Source organism: Coprococcus eutactus (genome assembly GCF_001404675.1).
In the GTDB taxonomy this organism is placed as follows: domain Bacteria; phylum Bacillota; class Clostridia; order Lachnospirales; family Lachnospiraceae; genus Coprococcus; species Coprococcus aceti.
Genome location: NZ_CYXU01000004.1, coordinates 48,553 through 66,503, shown reverse-complemented (window position 1 = coordinate 66,503; position 17,951 = coordinate 48,553). Strand labels below are relative to the sequence as shown.

The following is a 17,951-nucleotide window of genomic DNA, read 5'->3' as shown; positions in this document are numbered from 1 at the left end:
ACACCGTTTTTTTGCCACAAAAAAACCCCGCTGCAGAGTATTTCTGCTTCGGGGTTTTGCGGTTATCTGTTGACCGGTTCAGATAACACCATTACTTGATTTTTGCGCTTATAAGCTTGCTGTAATCAGAAGCCACAACAGCCTTTCCAGCCTTCTTGTTGGCAACAACCTTGAAGTAGTAGGTCTTGCCGCTTGAAAGCTTTTTGATGTTTGCGCTGTTTTTGATAACAGCGAGCTTTTTGAAGCCGCTGTTTTTCTTTGTGCTGTAATATACCGTATAGCTGTTTGCACTCTTAACCTTTGTCCAACTGACGGTTGCCATTTTATTTCCTGCTTTGACCTTGACCGAAGTCGGCGCAGAAAGCTTTGTTGCGGTCAGAAGCTCCTTTGAAACGAGAGAAAGAACCTTTTTGCCATCAATCTTCTTATAGGCTTTGACAACAATCTTGTACTCCGTACCCTTTGAAAGCTTTTTAAATGTGTGTGAGAGCTTCGTTGTATCAGCTCTATTGACAAGCTTTTTGCCCTTGTAAAGGTATACTCTGTATCCGCTTACACCGGCAACCTTTTTCCATGAAGCCGTGATTGAGTTTGTGGTCTGCTTAACGCTGATCTTGCTCGTCGCGGCGGGAAGAATGTTGAAGTTCAGCTTTTTGCTGCCGCTGTAATTGCCCTTGAAGGTAACGGTTACTGTTGCCTTGCCGATATTTTTGTTTTTGCTGTAAGCAACGGTGTAATCTGTTCCATTCTTAAGCGTTTTTTTGTTTGCATCCTTAACGATGACCGAAGGCTTCTGAACCTTTCCGTTATATGTATACGACGACTTTTTCAGCGAAACTGTCTTAATTCTCGCTATCGAAATTGTTGGTTCTATCATACTGCAAACAGTGCACTTCTTGGTAATCTTGCCATTTGAGGTAAGAGTAGCCTTGACAACAGACTTGGAGTACTTATGACCGAGAGCCTTGACTTTGGTCTGAGCGACTATAACGGTGTTACAAACCGAACAGTGCTTACCTTTGGTGAGACCCGTCTTTGTGCAGGTTGCTTTAATTTCGTTATCTATAACCGCATTATGTTCCTTACAGGAGATGTTAACTATGCAGTCTTGACTTTCTGAATTAGTGATATACGGTGTAACATCGTAGGTTTTGTCTTTTTCAAGTCTGACTTCGGTAATTTTGCCTTTATCGTTACTAGAGACGGATTCACTAAGCCGGTTATTCTCAACAAGGTTTACTTCTGTTCCCTGAATATTTCCGCTGCCGAGATTTGACGAAGTTATGGTGATAAGATAAACCTTCGTTTCCGTCGGAGTAAAGAAGTAAGCGGTTATGTTTTTACAGGAATTGTCACCGTAACCTATTTTGGTCGGGTTAACATATTGCTTGCAGCTTTGGCAGTATGTGCCATTACATACAAGGCTCTGATGCTGCTTCGGAATGACTTTCTGAATTGCATACTCACAGCCAGTGTGTTTGCAGTGTCTGGATTCCCTTCCATCTTTGTCGCAGGTTGCCGGCCAGTCAACCGTATAGGTGTCGCTCAAATCGTGTCCAAGTGCTGGCAGTTCGGTGTAACCCTCATAATATTTGCAGCCGAAGCACTCATAGCCGACCGTTCTTCCCTTTCTGATGCATGTTGCCTCTTTAGCAGCGAGAGTTCTGCCAAACTGATGCTCCTGGAAGCTTTCAAGAGCATCACACTTTTTACAGTACTTGTAGTGACCAAGAAGTGATGTCCTTTCCTCTAATTCAGGCTCAGAATCGTGACAGGAGGAGATAATTTTTATATCCGCATCCAACTTAACAAAGTCAGGCCAGGTATTGTATACCCTGGTACCGTTGTGCATACTAACATAGTTCGGCTTTTCCAGAGATTGTGATAGAACTATGTCATAGAAATGAGGAGGCTGGCCACCGTAATAGATTGAATTTACATTTCCCTTTTGTCCAATATAACAGCCGCCAAGCCTTACTTTTCTGCTGGATGGGGTGTTTTGGAAATATATTGTGCTGAACGGCTGTTCATTAAGAAGCTGATTTGAAATTACTTCTATTTCTGAGTTTCCTGTTATTGTAACATTGCCCTGCGGCTCCAATCCGTATGAATATATACAAGACGGGACGCGTGCATTATTCTGAATAAGAGTACCGGTGATATAGAGATTGTTTATATCATAGAAGGAAATAACGTGGTGCCTGTTCTTATCGTTTATATAAGTGTCACTTCCGGATTGTGCTGTAAGAGTGAGATTATAGTTGATAAACTTCCCTGCTTTTCCAAGAATATTCACATCTGCGTTTGGGTTATTCACAGCGATCATTGAAGTTTCGTTGGCTGTTGAGTTAAAGATTATCTGTCCGCCGGACTGGGTTGTGGTAATTGTGAAGTCGGTGTTTGCCTTGGAACCCGAAAAAACCACAAACAGATCCCTTGTCTCCTCGTCTGAACGAATATCAGTTGTAACTTTCAGGGTTTTTCCGTTCAAGTCAAGGGTGATTTTTCCGGGATAGCTAACTGTGATTTCGGAATACCACTCCTGCTCATCCTGATAGCTCCAATCGCTCGGAACTTGCTCTTCGTAATCTATGTTATTTTTGAGAACAACAAGCTTATCGGGTGGATTTGTCTCGTTTGAGGTGGCTTCAAGAGCTTTTTCTAGCTCAGCAAAATTGGTTACATAGGTTGTGTTTTCGTCAACCGAATGATTGTCCGCTGCCGAAACAGTAAATACTGATGCCTCGAGCATCAGTATGACAAGTGTTACGACAGTCAAAAGTTTTTTCTTTTTGTTCATAGGTTTCCCTCCTTTTAAAATTAATAATATGTAAATGTTTCCCTTCCCTACCTTAATCGGCATTGCAGGATTTTAACAGGATTCAGCTTTTTATTTTCCACTTTTCGCTATCTCCGTGAAGGCTATAACCACAATAAGAACAGCATCCGTTTTCATCTGGCAAGAATGTTGCTCCGCAGCTCGGACATTCCTTTTCAACAAAAAATTCACCGTCAGACTTTCTTTTTTCTGGATATCTAGCCCTTTGCATGGTCAGTTTCTTTTTGAATTTTTTTGTAAACGGTTTCTTATTTTCAGGAAGAAAGGTTTTTGTTCCATAAACTTCAGACTTAACCGTTGTTATTTCATCTGTGTTAGAGACTTTTAAAAGCTTGATCGTGCCGATACTGAAATCAAGCAGATCATTGTCATTTTCGTTTTTGCTAAAGTATTCGTTTAAGCAGGATCTGAGGTAGTTCTCTGAATATCCTACGATCTTTTTCGCTAAATTGTCTTGTTTAACTTTTCCACAAATAATAGGTGTGACAATCGTTCCAAAAGCAAGAATCGCTGCACCGACGCCGGCTGCAAGTGAAATCTCCGTATCCTCGATCAAGTATAAGCATGGAAAGACACTTAAGAAAAGTATGAAACCGGACAAAAGAAGCTGTAAAAATCTTTTCATATTTGTACTGATCGTTTCATAAATCTCAAACGATTCAGTCTGCCAATCGTAAAACTCGTTTCTTATAACGGCGCCGCAATATTCACAGGTAACCTGCTGACTGTTCAGCTTGACTCTTGCACCGCATGATGGGCAGGTTATTCTCAACATATCGTGATAATAGCTTTTCTTATTCTCTTTTTTGTCTGTGCGGCGAACGTGTCTCGACTGAAGTATTCGGAGATATGAATTTTTACGGTATATCTCATGCTGAACCCTGTTGCCTTGCATTGACTCGAAACGCTCCAGGGTGCTGCACTTCAAAACCGATTCCCGCCATTCTCTGCCATCATCGTTCCATGTTTCAAAGTTATTTTTAGGAATGGGAACAACATCCGTGACGTAAATTTTGCGGCATAGCTTATTCTTATTAAGTACGTCGATCTGACTGACGATTTTTTTTCGGAAAGCCAGGTCCATTCTTGCCGTAAGAAGCTTTTGATCCGCTTTTCCAAGCGGAATCAGTACTCTTTCAAATGCTTTTCTTATATCCTTTCGGATTTTCGAATCCTGTAGAGGAGTTTCCCTTTTTGCCAGCAATCTTTCCAGCTTAGCTTTTTTCAAATTCTTGGGAAGATATTCCGAAAAATCCATTACAAGTATACTTTTACCGATATAGAATGTACATAATATAGCAAAAGAAGCTGCAATGCACAGCGATACTGATAAATCCATAAAATCACCTCTGATTTATTCCTTGCTGACCACTTCATTTTCGCTCTGCTTTTTCCGTTTGTCTTTTACAATGTCACATATCATTATAACAACAAGGAACAAGCCAAAAGGGATTGCCGCGCAATAGAGAAGGAAATCAACGGGATTCCCCTCCGGGGAAAGCTTGTAATTTCCTTTTGTAGTTTTATAGACCTCTACTTTTATTGTATCGCCTTTTCTCAATTTATCGTATGTGTATCCTTTTGCGATATCTCTTGGCCAAACGCGTTCTTCGCACTTTCCTTTATAGGTCTTTCCGTCAATTTCATATGAAATTCTGAATTTATATGTTGTATAATCTACATCGCCATTGTCATCCTTACTATCGTAGGTTGAAAAGTCAACAATAACAGCGGAAACTTTCCGTATATCAGTTGAGGCTGCATATTCTTTCTTTTCAATTCTGCTTGTGACAATTCCGAATACACCCAAAACCATCGATGCTATGCCGGCGACCATAATAAATATGGTCATTTTGATGTGCTCTTTTCTTTTACTCATAACAAGTTCTCCTTTCGCAATCAGGACTGTGCCCGAAAGAGTTCAGGCACAGTTCCCAATTTTAAGCCATATTTGTCTAAAGGCTGTCAAGAAGTCCTGTCTATTTTTTTTGAATAGGATTTCCGTCTTTGTCAGTGAATTTGCCGGTAATGATCTTTATCAGATCAACAAGTACACCGATTCCAAAAACGCCGGCGGTAAAAAGATAGAGAATGCCTGATCCTACTTTGCCCACATAGAAACGGTGGCCACCAACTCCGCCGAGGAAAAGGCAGAGAAGAAGGGCTACAAGCCAATCCTTTTCCGTCTGTCCACTGCCGTTTACACCAACGGGTGCTACATAATCTTCAACCTGCTCGCCGTTGAGTATCTTTTTAACATTTTCGGTCACCTCATCAAGATACTCACCTCTTTGAATAGGAAGATTAGCTACTCCGCTTACACCTTTTTGAATTACGCTGTTTTTGTCAACTCGCATACCATTGACGGTTGTTGTGTTCTCCTGGATGTTTGCCATGACTTTAATTTTGTTGCCATCCTTAACAAAGACCCAGACCGTAACGTCGAGGTTCGGTTCTTTCTCAAAGGAAATGCGCTTTCCTGGGATGCCCCCTTTGATTTTGAAAGGCATTTTAAAAGCCGAGGCATGTGTGCTAAGCTTTTCATATACATCTTCAATTGTGGTTGTATAAGAGAGTTCAAACTCTCTCGGGGCTGTTGCAGCTGCCATTGATTTAATATCTACCATATTTTTTCCCTCCTTTTTTTCTTTTTCCCTTTTTTATTTTATTATTCCGTGCTTTAACTCACACGGTAGATTACGGTCGTCCCTCAATTTCATCAATCTGGCCCGTATACTGTACACTCATGCCCATGCTTATGTAGTATTGCACCTCCTGAGACTCCAAAAGGATTTCCCTTGCTATTGCTACATTCTTATCCTCGGACTCACCGCTGCCGACATAATCGGAATATATTGAAAAATCATAGTATTTTCCATCGACAAGCTGCCCATCCATTCCTGACAACATCGGGAATACCGAAAAAGAATCGTTTCCTTTTTTAAAGCTCAGCGATACATTTGAATGTATTTCACTCTCATTGCAGCGCAGTAAAAAATAATCAATTCCATTTCCGTTGTAATTATAGAGTGTATTGTCGGTATTTACAGAATATTCACCATTATCAGTTATTTCCGCCCGATAAACAGACACACTGTATTTTGTATCGGCAATAACTACCGCATAAAGCTCCGCACCGCCTACATTTACAAGGGGCGCGCCGCAGAGAAAATCATATTTATCCGCATACTGACTGTCTTTTACGAAATTTATGATTTCTTCCTCATCAGCCTCGTAACCGACATAACCGATATAGGCAATCCCAACCGATTCTTTGTTATCAAGAATGGTGTTTTGAAGTTTTGATAAATCTGTGTCTTTTTGTACCGATGCTTCTGTGGTTGCTTCTATGGTCGCTTCTGTAGTTGCCTCAATGGTTGCTTCTGTAGCCGCCTCTGTGGTTGCTTCTGTAGTCGCCTCTGTGGTTGCTTCTGTGGTTGTGGCGGTTGTTTTATCTTCGGTCAGATTAGAATCCTCTGACGGTTTTGCCACACATCCAGAAACCAAGGCTGGCATAATTAAAACCATCAACAGGGTCATAATGTATTTGTTATATTTCAACATTCATTGCTCCCCCTTTCTACTACAACTATAGTCTTACACATTCTATTGTACGGATTTTTTGAGGTCTGTCACTGGCACAAGTGCCAGTAACAGAAAAAACTATTTTCAAACTTTTTTGACTTTGGGACATAAAAACCCCTTGACCGTGTCAGTCAAGGGGTTCATTTACTCTATTCGTCTTTTAAAGTGGTCACCATGAGCTTGTTCTCAATAGCTGTCACAACCAACGCTTCTCGATTCTCAAATCTACCTTTTTCAACCATATCGTCTAAGTTCCAGCGCACACCGTTTTTGGAGATGCCCAGTTTATCGGCAATCTCCTGATATGTAAAGCCCTTTATGTATAAGCGGAGAATATCAAGCTGTCGGGGCGAGAATGTATCGGACATTGTGCCTTCCATTTCAATTGCAGGAGAGGTGTCAGGAAATACTTTTTCGCCTGCAAGGGTACGCCTTATCACACTTATCAGCTCCTCTGTGCCGTGGTCTTTATACCACAGGCTGTCTGCTGCACCTGTCTTTGCTCGTTCCAATACCTGCGGGTCGACAAGCGAGGTTACGATTACTATTTTGATATTTGGAAAAGCTTTTTTTATACGTTTTGCGGCGGCAAGCCCGGAGTGCTTGTGCTGTGTTTGTACATCCATAAGAATAAGCTGTATTGAACAATTGCAGTTTTTCTCTGCCTCAAAAGCGTCACGATATACGCCGACAAGGCGAAAAATTTCGTTTGATTTCAGCCGCTCGGCAAAATGCTTTTGAATATATAAATCATCTTCAACCAGTATTGTATTTATCATATGTCGTTCTCCTTTTATTGAACATCATATAAAACTTGACGCATCCTTTGGAATGATAAGCAGCAATTCAAATCGTGGTTTATATACAGTGTGCATTTCTCCACCGGCAGATTCTATGCTGTGGCGAATCGACGAGAGTCCGCTGCCCTCCTTAATAGGGCCCGATGGTGCAGCGCCATTGTTCGTTATCGTAATATCAAACACATCCTTTCGCCAATTTACGCTGATATATACCTCATTGCCTCCGGCATGCCTGATACAATTTGTTACACATTCTTTCGCAGCGACAACAGTAAGCTCTTCGGCAAGTGAATCGGCTGGAAGGCATCCGTCCGTCATTACAGTTACACCGAGGATTTCCGCTGTCTGAACAACCTCTTCCATCGTTCCGCTGGCCGTCACTCGATCACTTGTCAGCACTGCCGTTGCTTCCTGTAAAGCCTCAAGCTTTTTATCAGTGTTTTCATCGCTTTCAATTATGTCACGAATTGTCAGCAAGCTTCTTCCGATTGTATCATGAATATGTATTTTCAGGTCAAGAATTTCTTTTTCTTTTATATCATCGGCCATTCGTTCATACATTTTTTGTAGCTTTCGGTTGACCTCTTTCAGTTCGTCGTTAATAGCAGTTTGACGAACATTGCCATTATAAAGTTCAGTGACATTATGCGCTGTCATTTGAAGCCATTTTTCATCTTTGTCAACGGTTATATGCTGCTTGCGGAATTGCCAAACTGTCTTATCGGGCAGTATGTAACAATCGCCATTAACGATAATACTTTTATCGGGGTACTCCAACGCTTTTTCAAGATCTTCGGTAATCTGAAACTCATGCCCGCTCAGTGCAAACGACAGATGACGCATACGGTCATTGCAAAGGACAATACGCCCGTTCGGATCGGCAAAGCACAACCCCATAGGCAGCTTGTCTGTGGCATCTTTAACGGAAAATGGGGAGAGCATGTTCTTTCGGCGGCGATACTCTCTCGTCAGAGCAAAGGCAAAATGAACAACAACAACGAAAATTACTGTAATGAAAATCAGCCAAGGCGCATCTAATAAAAATGCATCCTTGCCATTGAACGGATCCCCCTGTGTTACCGAGAACAAAAGCGTAAGCAAAAACGCAAAAATCACAAGACTCGGTAAATTATCATGCAATTTTGAACGATGCGAAAGTTGATATATATAAAGTCCCAATTCAAGCACAGCTTCCACAAACAGCAGAAGTGGTATTAAGGTCTGCAAAAAGACCGGAAGTGAAGAAAAGGCACTCATACGGCGGCACCTCCCTCAATAATAAATACAAGATGCTGGTAGCCTGCGTCATCGTCCATTTCATAAATAACGTTACCTTTATTTAAAAAGATCGACAGGTCGGCTTCACAACAGACATTCAGCGACAGCCGCAATCCATTTATATTTGCGAGGCTTATCTGCACACTTGTTAAATTTTCAAGATCTGCTTCTATTACTTCCTCATAAAAATCTAATATCGCAGCAGCATTTTTGCCCGAAAGCGTGGAAAGTTCACTGTCCACATACAGAGTATTGCGTACATTTAAAAGCTTTAATGTCTGTAACGATTCGGAAAAAGCTCTCTCAAGCTCGCTGACTGCAACCTTACAATCTCTGTCGGCAAGCAGTGTCAGATGCTTACGGCGTTTGATATAACTGCATAAAACGGCAATCTCGGCAAGTAACATTTTAACTCTGTCTGTATCAGATTTTGAGATTCGGCGGTATTCCTGTGTCAATGCCGAAATGCGGTTGATCTGTTTTTGTGTTGCCGACTGCAATAGATCGAACAGTCGGTTTTGCTCCTCCACCTTGCGGCGTTTCGACTCCCGCCTGTATTCATAGCGAAGGATCTCATTTCTTTCGGCAAGTTCTTCCGCAAGACATTCTGATTCTTCCTTAATGGCAAGCAGCGCCGACACATCCTCTGTCCATACCGCATAACCGCCGCCGATGGGCATAGTATGTACAGTCAGCCCACCGTCTACTGTGACAGGAGCTTTCTCGGCTTTTCTCATTGTTTCCTTTGATATAGGTTCAATATTTAACGCTGCATAGCGAATGTTGAAGTCTCTGTCAGTAATTTCTGCCGATGTGCCGACAGATGAGGCAAAAAGATCTGCGTAACGGCTGTTTGAATGAATATATCCGCAGGCAATGCAAGCCTCGAAACCGAGCATATACATAAGACTTTGAAATGCCGTAACGTCACCGAATAAATGTTTCAGCCATGGCGTACCAACATAGTTCAATGCAAGATAAGCCAGCGATATCGCAAATGGAATTACGGGCAAATAACGATGCTTACCGTTCTTTAACCTGCATTTAAAGAGCATAAAAATAAGTGCTGCTACGGCACAAAACACCTGCCATACGATCACGGCAAAATAGCACACACCGTAGCCATGATCTGCATCAGACCAGACATCCGCATCTTTAGGGAATGTGAAAACTAATTGATGTAGATCATTCGTAAGCACTAGAATAAGCAAAAATCCCGAAACGGCAGACAATAGCCAGACAGATTTTGGCAGTTTATATTCATCGGGCTTGCCCAGAGACATTGCGATCAGCAGTGCAAGCATGGGTACAAACAGCATTGGCAGATAGAATAGATACCACTGGTATCTTATTGCAACCGGCTGCCAGAATATAAAGTATTTTGCTGAGCGAAAGGTAAACCACAAAATCAAAAGCACCGAAACGCCTACCAGATATTGTCCGACCTGTTTCTGCACGATACGTTGGCGGATTGAAATTCCCCAGGCGGCATAAAGCCCGATATAAATGAAACTGCGCAGATAAGAAAACAGAGTAGGATAGAAACTTCCTCTTCCAATAAGTCGAAAAGAATATGCCAAAATTACGGCAAACAAGATCAGACTCATAGGAAGCAAAGGTTCTTTGTGGAGTTTTTTGTGAAGATCTTTATGAAGTATGTTGAAGATATACGATCTACTCCCCATGCCTCTTCACCTCAATCCTGCCTCTTCCACTCTCCTTAACATCATAGAGGGCGTTATCCGCCTCCTCATACATCTCGTTGAATGTCAGTTCAGTTCTTGCGATCACCGCACCCATGGAGATTCCTGTTCCTCCCTCTGTGGCCTTCACAGTCAGGTTCACCTTGTCAAATATCTGCTGGGCACGTTCCCTTATCACGTCATCAGACACACTCTTGTTGAAGAACAGCATGGCTGCAAATTCATCACCGCCCATACGGCATGCATGGTCATCACCGCGGAGTGCCGCCTGCAGTGTCTGTGCCACAAGGACAAGATATTTGTCGCCATTGTGATGTCCGTAGGTGTCGTTGTACTGCTTGAATCTGTCTACATCCATCATGATCATCACCGCTGTGTGCGTACACTCAAGAAGTCTCTGCTCCATGTCACTTCTAAATGCCGCATGGTTCAAAAGTCCTGTGAGGGGATCTGTACGATAGGTATTCTCCCAGTTTCTGAGTCTCACATCCGCCTTATTCTGCTCCGCATCTGTCAGCATCTTCAAAGCATATGTACTTGATACATCCACTATTACTATTTCTCCTCTGTCTTTCTGAAGTGCCGAATCATAAAACATTCTTCCAGTACATAATACATATATATCCCTGCCATCCTTCCTATGTATCTTGTGTTCCTGAAATACAAATGTGCTCTTTGCCAGATTCGCATTTACCTGACAGAGATATTCTGTTTTATCCTCGTCCGGTATAAGGTCGATCTGGGTTATGATATTATTCTCTATGTCCTCCTTGCTGTAACCCGTAAGCTCCTCAAAATTATCGTCTACAGATATGATCCTCCAGTTTTCATCCACCAGATATCTGCTATATTTGACTGTATGTACACGAAACGCATCCTTGCCATATTCAGTAAAATCCACCATCTGTCTGCGCGCCATAATCCGGATCTCTGTCTGTTCGTCGTCTGTGCTGGCGCCATCACCATCAGCGTCCGCCAGACCATCTCCTGGGGCAGTTCGATCACCAACATTCTCTCCATTACCATCTGCACCGACACCACCATCAGCAGCCCCTTGCTTTGAGTCAGCTGCCAGCGAATCTGCATACTTCTCTGATACAAGCCTTATAAACTCCGAAACTATATATGGATCAAACTGGCTGCCCGCGCAGCTCTTTAATTCTTCTATCGCTTTTGATATCGGCATACCCTTTCTGTAAGGTCTGTCATTGATCATTGCGTCAAATGCATCGACCACCGCGATCACACGTGACAGAACCGGTATGCTTTCACGGCTCAGTCCATCCGGATATCCATTTCCATCCCATCTCTCATGATGATGCCTTATCTCCTCCGCGATCTGTCTGAGTTCTGTGTTGCTCATGGCGATCTCATAACCCTTCTCAACGTGGGAACGCATGATCTTCCATTCCTCATCCGTGAGTTTTCCCGGCTTGTTGAGTATCTCCATAGGAACTCCTACCTTCCCTATGTCATGGAGCAGACAGAGCAGCGCCAGCTTGCTCTGCTGGATATCTGACAGCTCTATTCGTCTGCCAAGCTCAGCCCCCAGCTCCTGTGTACGACGCACATGTTGTTCCGTATCGCTGTCGCACTCCTCAAGAGCCCTTATGAGTGATGTCAGCATATCTGAGTGCGATGATTCACTGTCCACAAGCTTTTTTGTCTTCATGGCTGTTGCCGCATCAATGATTGCAGCGACTATACTCTGTCCCTCATCCGCAGCCTCACCCACTGCATATTGTATACTTCCATCATACTGTTCTTTGACCTTTTCGACACATGCAGCCATCTCTTCCTCACTGCTGTGACTGCAAAGTGCTATCAGGTGCGCATCAATACCCCTGACATAATATGTTCTCTCCGGAAAGTTCTTTCTCATGATGCCCGCAAGTGCATTTATCCTCTGGTCACCCGCCTGATTACCACGAGTGCTGTTGATCACAGACAATCCGTTGATATCGCATATTGCCACTCCAACCGGAAACGTAAAATGGTCCACCTCTTCCATGGCAAGTCTCTGAAAGCTATCCCATTTCTGAAATCCTGTAAGCATATCCGTCTCCAGAGATATATCAGAAAATACGAACATCTGACCAAGTCTGCGGCCTTCCTTGTTGTCAAGCCTTCTGATATCGCACCTTAAAGGTCTGTCTCCATCATCACCTTTTATATAGCACTGCAGAGAAAAACTGTCGTCATCAGCTGCAAGATCAACGGACAGATCATACGTCTCAAGAAACTGCTGCAGATTCTCACATTTGCAGAGGAGTTCCTTTCCAAGGAAATCATCCGCCCTGTCATTGTGCAGGATCAAATGATTGTCATAATCAAACAAAACTATTCCCTGACCTATATTCTCGAATATGTTTGTCTTTAGTTTGTTGAGCATTCCATGGGTTGAATAATTAAAGCAGCTCCAGTACAGAATATATGATGTAAGACTGTAGCCACAGATGGAATAATCCAGAAGTTTGTATACCTCCGCTCCCGGAACGTAGAGAAATATTGCATTTATCCCGACAAGCGCAAGAATTCCCAGGATGACACTGCTGTACTGCAAACGATATTCATGTGGAATCTTGCAAAGCTTCTTTAAAAGGAGTATGAGTACCACTCCCACCAGCGCATATGAAAAAACCAGATGCACATCATACAGCGGTTTCATATCATAGCTGTATTTTGCTATCACGGTGTCTCTTCTGACATACCCTATCGCTATATTTTTGAATGGGTTTATGGCAAATATTACAAGCTCATACAGACAGTAAAAAAAGCATACGCCTATCGCTGCTCTTCCATACTTTGAAAAACGTCCTTTCGTAAAATAAACAATAAATACGAGCAGACATACCAGCATATAATCAATGCTTACGAAATATATACTCGACATGACGGACATGGCCATATACGAATCGCTTATAATGCTGATAAGATAACTGATATCGACTATAGCTGCTCCTATGCAGGCAAGCCCCAGAAACCTTCCCGTCGTCTTATTCTTTTTTATGGATTTCATCGCCAGTATAATATCTGTAGCGGCTATTATGATCGATAAAAAGACATATATCTTCAAAACGACTTCATTCATACTCATTCCTCCTGAAGCGCAGCAAAATATGGTTATATTTTACTACGTATCAAGATATGGGGCAATGTGGAAATTTTACCTATTCTCTCCCTTTTGAACATAAATTTCACTTGGTCTGACGGAATTCAAATATTGAACACACCTGTATTTGATGATAAAATCTACTATATTTATTGAATTTGGAGAACTAAGATGCAGAAAAAAATCGCTCTAATAAATGATGTTACAGGATTCGGAAGATGTTCCATCGCTGTCATGGCGCCGATAGTGTCCGCCATGAAGATCCAGGCTGTCACTGTGCCAACAGCAATACTATCTACACATACACAGTTTCCTATATTTTACTTTGATGACTACACACCCAAAATGCGGGATTACATCCAGACCTACAAAGATCTGGAGCTGCAGTTCGATGCCATATCAACAGGATTTCTCGGTTCTGAGGAACAGGTTGATATAGTTATCGACTTTATCAAATACTTTAAAAACGAGAAGAATTTTGTTATCGTCGATCCAGTCATGGGTGACTACGGCAAGCTGTACCCAACCTATACCGCATCTATGTGCAGCAAGATGAAGGAGCTTGTAAAATATGCCGACATTATCACTCCTAATCTGACGGAGCTTTGCACCCTCCTTGATCTTCCATATCCGGAGCACACTGTGACCGTGAACGAGCTAAGGCAAATGTGCATGACCCTGGCGGAGCAGGGACCGGAACATATCGTTGTGACAGGAATACATTTCAATAAGACTCAGATAGCCAACTTCATCTACAACAAGGATGAGGATTTCCAGATGGTCATGGTTGACAGGATCGGCGGCGACAGGAGCGGCACCGGAGATGTGATCGCAGCCATCATTGCGGGTATGTATCTGAACGGACACAGCGTCTATGAGTCCGTGAAAAAGGCCGCTTCATATGTATCAAAGTGCATAAGCTACTGCGTTGAGAACAATGTTCCGGAGAACTGGGGATTGTGCTTTGAGATGTACATGAAGGATCTGACTGAGGAATAACTTAAACGATTGGAGATTCAACTATGGTTTTATACACTGTAACCGGAAAAGTCGGTGAGGAAGGTTACCTCGACATTGCAAAGAGCGGGGATCTCACAGGCAAAAATATATATGTAAACATGACAAACAAATGTCCATGCAGCTGTGTGTTCTGCCTGAGGCAGACAAAAAAGCAGCAGGAGAACAATACTCTCTGGCTGAAGGATGGCGAGCCTTCTATAGAGGAGGTTCTGGAGCTTTTCTCAAAGTATGACCTGAATATCATAAATGAACTTGTATTTTGTGGATTTGGCGAGCCTCTTGAGAGACTGGAAGACGTGTGCGCGGTGATCGATTCACTGAAAAACACATATCCCAATCTCAAAGTCCGTCTCAACACCATCGGACTTGCCAATCTTATATATGGGAGAGATGTCACACCTGAGCTTGAGGGCCGATTCGACACTGTATCAATATCCCTGAACGCCCCTGATGAAAATGAATTTCTTGAACTGACCAGATCACGCTATGGGATCCAGTCCTACGCGGCCATCAAGGATTTTGCCGTTCTTGCCAAAAGGTACGTTCCCAATGTTGTCATGACCGTTGTAGAAAAGGTCATGCCTGAGGACAAGATCGAGAAATGCCGCCAGATATGCAAGGATTTAGGCGTGACTTTGAGGGTTCGCCCATTTGAAAATTAACCGCATTTTACAGTGACACTTACAAAGGAGGTACCGCTATGTTTCAATCTCTAGAGTTAAAACACCCAAGATTTTATCAGATATTCCGCCTGTTCATCGTCGTATTTGCATCTATACTATACGCATGGAATCTCCGATGCTTTGCCAAGACCGCAGGACTGTTTCCAAGCGGGTTCTCCGGAGCATCCCTGCTTCTCCAGAACATTGGAATAAAATTTCTGCACATAAGCGTGCCTTTTGCAGTATTCAACATTGGACTGAATCTATTTCCCACATACATATCATACAAATATATCGGCAAAAGATTTACCCTCTATTCGATCATAGTCATTCTTCTGTCGAGTATATTTGTGGATATTCTGCCATCATATGTATTCACTGACGACATAATGCTTGTAAGCCTGTTCGGCGGTCTCATCAACGGACTCGCCATCAGCCTGTGCCTGAACGTTGGAACCAGCACCGGGGGAACTGATTTCATCAGCATATTCCTGTCCCACCAGAAGGGTATAGATGCGTGGAACTACATACTACTCGGAAACATCGTGATGCTGATCGCCGCCGGTGCACTGTTCGGCTGGTCAAAGGCTCTGTACTCCATCATCTACCAGTTCTGCAGCACGCAGGTGATCCAGCTTCTGTATAAGAGATATAAGAAAGAAACGTTGTTCATCATCTCCGACAAGTCAAATGAGATCTACCACGCCATCAGCGACCTGACTCACCATGACGCTACTCTGTTCAAGGGTGTCGGATGTTACGAGGAGAAGGAGAAAACCCTCATCTACTCCGTCATCAACTCGGAAGCGAAGCGTGAGCTCATACCGATGATCCGCGGGATCGATGAGCACGCATTTATCAACGTGGTCAAGACCGAGGAGCTGGACGGAAGGTTCCATGATATTCCTCACGACTGATGATCAATGAACTGCCACTTGTATCCGAACGATCATAATACCTTTACGAAATGAACGCACAATAAACATTCCTATCACCAAATACATATCTCTTATAAGTTGGCCTTATACAGCGTACCGCGCCTCTTCATCCACACAAATGCTCCCACGCATATCACTATGGATATAAATGATCCAGCCGGTGCCGCAAATCCCATCGGGAACAATGTGTCTGGATACATGATAGATGCAATGTAAGATCCCGGAATCCTTGCACATACTATGGCTATCATATTGTGTATAAATCCTATGTAGGATTTGCCATAGGCACAGAAATATCCGGTGAAACTGAAATGTATTCCCGCAAATACGCAGTCCACGATATAGCTGCTTATATACTGGACACCCATGGTCACAACCACCTTGTTCTTGCTGAAAAGTCCCACGAGCTCAGGTGCAAACAGTTCAACAACAGCTATTGCAATGACTCCATAAGCCACTATGATCCCCAGTGCGTATCTCAGGACCTGCTCCGCCCTGTCGTGCTTTCCCGCTCCTATATTCTGGGCGGCAAGCGCGGATACAGTTGCCAGCATGGAGGATGGCACTATGAATATAAAGCTTATCATCTTCTCCACAACTCCAACTGCCGCGGCATCATTAACACCACGGTTGTTGGCTATGACTGTTATCACAATGAAAGCGATCTGTATGCATCCGTCCTGAACAGCCACCGGGAGACCGATCTTCACTATCTCGCCGAGCACGGTTTTTCTCGGAACAAAGTCATTTCTCGTGAGCTTCAGCCCTGTATTCATCCTCTTTATTGCGGCAAATGATATGATGACACTGAACGTCTGAGCTAGCGTTGTTCCAAGGGCCGCTCCGAGCGGGCCAAGACCACAGGCTCCTATAAATATATAATCTAGTGCAATATTGAGGGCACATGCGATGGCGATGAAGTACATCGGACTTTTAGAATCGCCGAGCCCCCTGAATATGGAACTTATTACATTGTATGCCGTGATAAATGGAATTCCTATGAAGCAGACTACAAGATAATCAGTGATTCCTTTGACCGCCTCCGCAGGGGTATCCATAACTGCAACTATAGGGTTTATGAATATCAGAAGTATCACTGTAAGTGACACTGATATTATCATGAATATGGTGACAGTGTTGCCGATGGCCGCCTGTGCATCCTGAAGCATCTTCGCCCCAACCGCTTTTCCTATGACGACTGTGGTTCCCATGGCCAGTCCCACAAGGATCACAGTGATCATGTGCATGATCTGGGAGCCATTTGCCACCGCAGTGGTCGCACCGGCATCATTGCCACAGAACTGTCCTATGATGAACAGATCCGCCATCCCATATAATGTTTGCAGAAAATAAGATAAAAGATAAGGCAGCGCAAAATACGCCATCGTCTTTGGCACACTGCCGGTCGTAAGGTTCTTCTCCATTATGTATGTCCTCGTCTTTCATGTTGATGGGGACGGAGGTACCTGTCCTCTCCGTCCCCACATGATATTAAACCTTACAACAGTTGTAATGTCAACACATCAACTCTACCAAGGATACTGTCCTTTCTTGGCATATGGCAGGAGTTTTCCGTCAAACTTGATGATGACTCTGTGGTTGCCCTCGGCATCCTCAGTCACATCCACGTCAAGGCCAAAATCGATGGCACTCATGATGGCATTTCCGCCCTGCTCGTGGATTATGTCCTTGATGGCAGGGCCATATGTATCAATGACCTCATGAAGTCTGTAGAGAATAGGATCCGTGTTGCCTTTATATGGGTGCTCTGCGAGAAATGCCGTGGCTGACTTATCTATTCCCAGTGCTTCTGCAAGCTTATCGCAATATTCTTCAGGCACATACTGCTGTCCCTCAAATGCTGATGCGAGCCATACTTTATTCACACCTATTTTCTCTGCCAGCGCCTCATATGTGAGTCCGCTTGCCTTTTTTGCTGCCTTCATAGCGTCAAGTTCATCTGCGTGCTGCAATCTGATAAGATAATCTGCATTGTTCATCGGTGTCATAATAT

At 43.3% G+C, this 17,951-nt stretch carries 14 protein-coding genes; 3 read left to right on the top strand and 11 right to left on the bottom strand.

Translation table 11 applies throughout. The features are described 5' to 3' along the window. Positions 1-91: 91 nt before the first annotated feature. The 9 genes from ARA78_RS09360 to ARA78_RS09320 form a co-directional block, all read right to left on the bottom strand. Positions 92-2,800, bottom strand: a complete 2,709-nt coding sequence (locus ARA78_RS09360; protein ID WP_055280441.1) for a fibronectin type III domain-containing protein — start codon at positions 2,798-2,800, stop codon at positions 92-94. Between the two features lie 82 nt (positions 2,801-2,882). Then, positions 2,883-4,178 (bottom strand): zinc ribbon domain-containing protein, encoded by a 1,296-nt coding sequence (locus ARA78_RS09355; protein WP_055280440.1) that lies wholly within the window; start codon positions 4,176-4,178, stop codon positions 2,883-2,885. A 15-nt stretch (positions 4,179-4,193) separates the two neighbouring features. Then, a complete protein-coding gene (locus tag ARA78_RS09350; protein WP_015533623.1) occupies positions 4,194-4,718 on the bottom strand; it encodes a DUF3592 domain-containing protein in 525 nt (174 codons plus the stop codon). 100 nt (positions 4,719-4,818) lie between these two features. Then, positions 4,819-5,466, bottom strand: a complete 648-nt coding sequence (locus ARA78_RS09345; RefSeq protein ID WP_015533622.1) for a TM2 domain-containing protein — start codon at positions 5,464-5,466, stop codon at positions 4,819-4,821. A gap of 70 nt (positions 5,467-5,536) precedes the next feature. Then, complete coding sequence (locus ARA78_RS09340; RefSeq protein ID WP_055280439.1) at positions 5,537-6,403, bottom strand: hypothetical protein; 867 nt, start codon at positions 6,401-6,403, stop codon at positions 5,537-5,539. A gap of 170 nt (positions 6,404-6,573) precedes the next feature. Beyond that, positions 6,574-7,203: a response regulator transcription factor gene (locus tag ARA78_RS09335; RefSeq protein WP_055222960.1), complete on the bottom strand. Its 630-nt coding sequence runs from the start codon at positions 7,201-7,203 to the stop codon at positions 6,574-6,576. A gap of 24 nt (positions 7,204-7,227) precedes the next feature. Then, positions 7,228-8,481, bottom strand: coding sequence for an ATP-binding protein (locus tag ARA78_RS09330; RefSeq protein ID WP_055280438.1), 1,254 nt, complete (start codon positions 8,479-8,481; stop codon positions 7,228-7,230). Further along, positions 8,478-10,187: a histidine kinase N-terminal 7TM domain-containing protein gene (locus tag ARA78_RS09325; protein ID WP_055273214.1), complete on the bottom strand. Its 1,710-nt coding sequence runs from the start codon at positions 10,185-10,187 to the stop codon at positions 8,478-8,480. The genes ARA78_RS09330 and ARA78_RS09325 overlap by 4 nt, the downstream gene beginning before the upstream one ends. After that, complete coding sequence (locus ARA78_RS09320; RefSeq protein WP_055273216.1) at positions 10,177-13,296, bottom strand: diguanylate cyclase domain-containing protein; 3,120 nt, start codon at positions 13,294-13,296, stop codon at positions 10,177-10,179. Before ARA78_RS09320 ends, ARA78_RS09325 begins: the two co-directional genes overlap by 11 nt. A 192-nt stretch (positions 13,297-13,488) precedes the next feature. Between ARA78_RS09320 and ARA78_RS09315 the strand changes: the two genes are divergently transcribed. The 3 genes from ARA78_RS09315 to ARA78_RS09305 are packed head-to-tail and all read left to right on the top strand — an operon-like array spanning position 13,489 to position 15,916. Further along, entirely contained in the window at positions 13,489-14,316 is an 828-nt protein-coding gene (locus ARA78_RS09315) for a pyridoxamine kinase (protein WP_022216280.1), read from the top strand. A 23-nt stretch (positions 14,317-14,339) separates the two neighbouring features. Next, positions 14,340-14,999, top strand: a complete 660-nt coding sequence (locus ARA78_RS09310; RefSeq protein WP_055273218.1) for a TatD family nuclease-associated radical SAM protein — start codon at positions 14,340-14,342, stop codon at positions 14,997-14,999. Positions 15,000-15,037: 38 nt separating this feature from the next. Next, entirely contained in the window at positions 15,038-15,916 is an 879-nt protein-coding gene (locus ARA78_RS09305) for a YitT family protein (protein WP_055147563.1), read from the top strand. Positions 15,917-16,008: 92 nt separating this feature from the next. Here the strand turns inward: ARA78_RS09305 and ARA78_RS09300 are convergent, their stop codons facing one another. Together ARA78_RS09300 and ARA78_RS09295 are read right to left on the bottom strand one after the other, a co-directional pair. Continuing rightward, entirely contained in the window at positions 16,009-17,361 is a 1,353-nt protein-coding gene (locus ARA78_RS09300; protein WP_055273220.1) for an MATE family efflux transporter, read from the bottom strand. A 105-nt stretch (positions 17,362-17,466) separates the two neighbouring features. Next, a complete protein-coding gene (locus tag ARA78_RS09295) occupies positions 17,467-17,946 on the bottom strand; it encodes a helix-turn-helix domain-containing protein (protein ID WP_015533612.1) in 480 nt (159 codons plus the stop codon). Between the last annotated feature and the right edge of the window lie 5 nt (positions 17,947-17,951).

Coding starts and splice junctions, on each gene's coding strand:
- ARA78_RS09300 (WP_055273220.1), bottom strand. CDS start 17,361: ATGGAGAAGAACCTTACGACCGGCAGTGTGCCAAAGACGATGGCGTAT.
- ARA78_RS09310 (WP_055273218.1), top strand. CDS start 14,340: ATGGTTTTATACACTGTAACCGGAAAAGTCGGTGAGGAAGGTTACCTC.
- ARA78_RS09295 (WP_015533612.1), bottom strand. CDS start 17,946: ATGACACCGATGAACAATGCAGATTATCTTATCAGATTGCAGCACGCA.
- ARA78_RS09330 (WP_055280438.1), bottom strand. CDS start 8,481: ATGAGTGCCTTTTCTTCACTTCCGGTCTTTTTGCAGACCTTAATACCA.
- ARA78_RS09320 (WP_055273216.1), bottom strand. CDS start 13,296: ATGAATGAAGTCGTTTTGAAGATATATGTCTTTTTATCGATCATAATA.
- ARA78_RS09350 (WP_015533623.1), bottom strand. CDS start 4,718: ATGAGTAAAAGAAAAGAGCACATCAAAATGACCATATTTATTATGGTC.
- ARA78_RS09315 (WP_022216280.1), top strand. CDS start 13,489: ATGCAGAAAAAAATCGCTCTAATAAATGATGTTACAGGATTCGGAAGA.
- ARA78_RS09335 (WP_055222960.1), bottom strand. CDS start 7,203: ATGATAAATACAATACTGGTTGAAGATGATTTATATATTCAAAAGCAT.
- ARA78_RS09360 (WP_055280441.1), bottom strand. CDS start 2,800: ATGAACAAAAAGAAAAAACTTTTGACTGTCGTAACACTTGTCATACTG.
- ARA78_RS09355 (WP_055280440.1), bottom strand. CDS start 4,178: ATGGATTTATCAGTATCGCTGTGCATTGCAGCTTCTTTTGCTATATTA.
- ARA78_RS09340 (WP_055280439.1), bottom strand. CDS start 6,403: ATGTTGAAATATAACAAATACATTATGACCCTGTTGATGGTTTTAATT.
- ARA78_RS09325 (WP_055273214.1), bottom strand. CDS start 10,187: ATGGGGAGTAGATCGTATATCTTCAACATACTTCATAAAGATCTTCAC.
- ARA78_RS09345 (WP_015533622.1), bottom strand. CDS start 5,466: ATGGTAGATATTAAATCAATGGCAGCTGCAACAGCCCCGAGAGAGTTT.
- ARA78_RS09305 (WP_055147563.1), top strand. CDS start 15,038: ATGTTTCAATCTCTAGAGTTAAAACACCCAAGATTTTATCAGATATTC.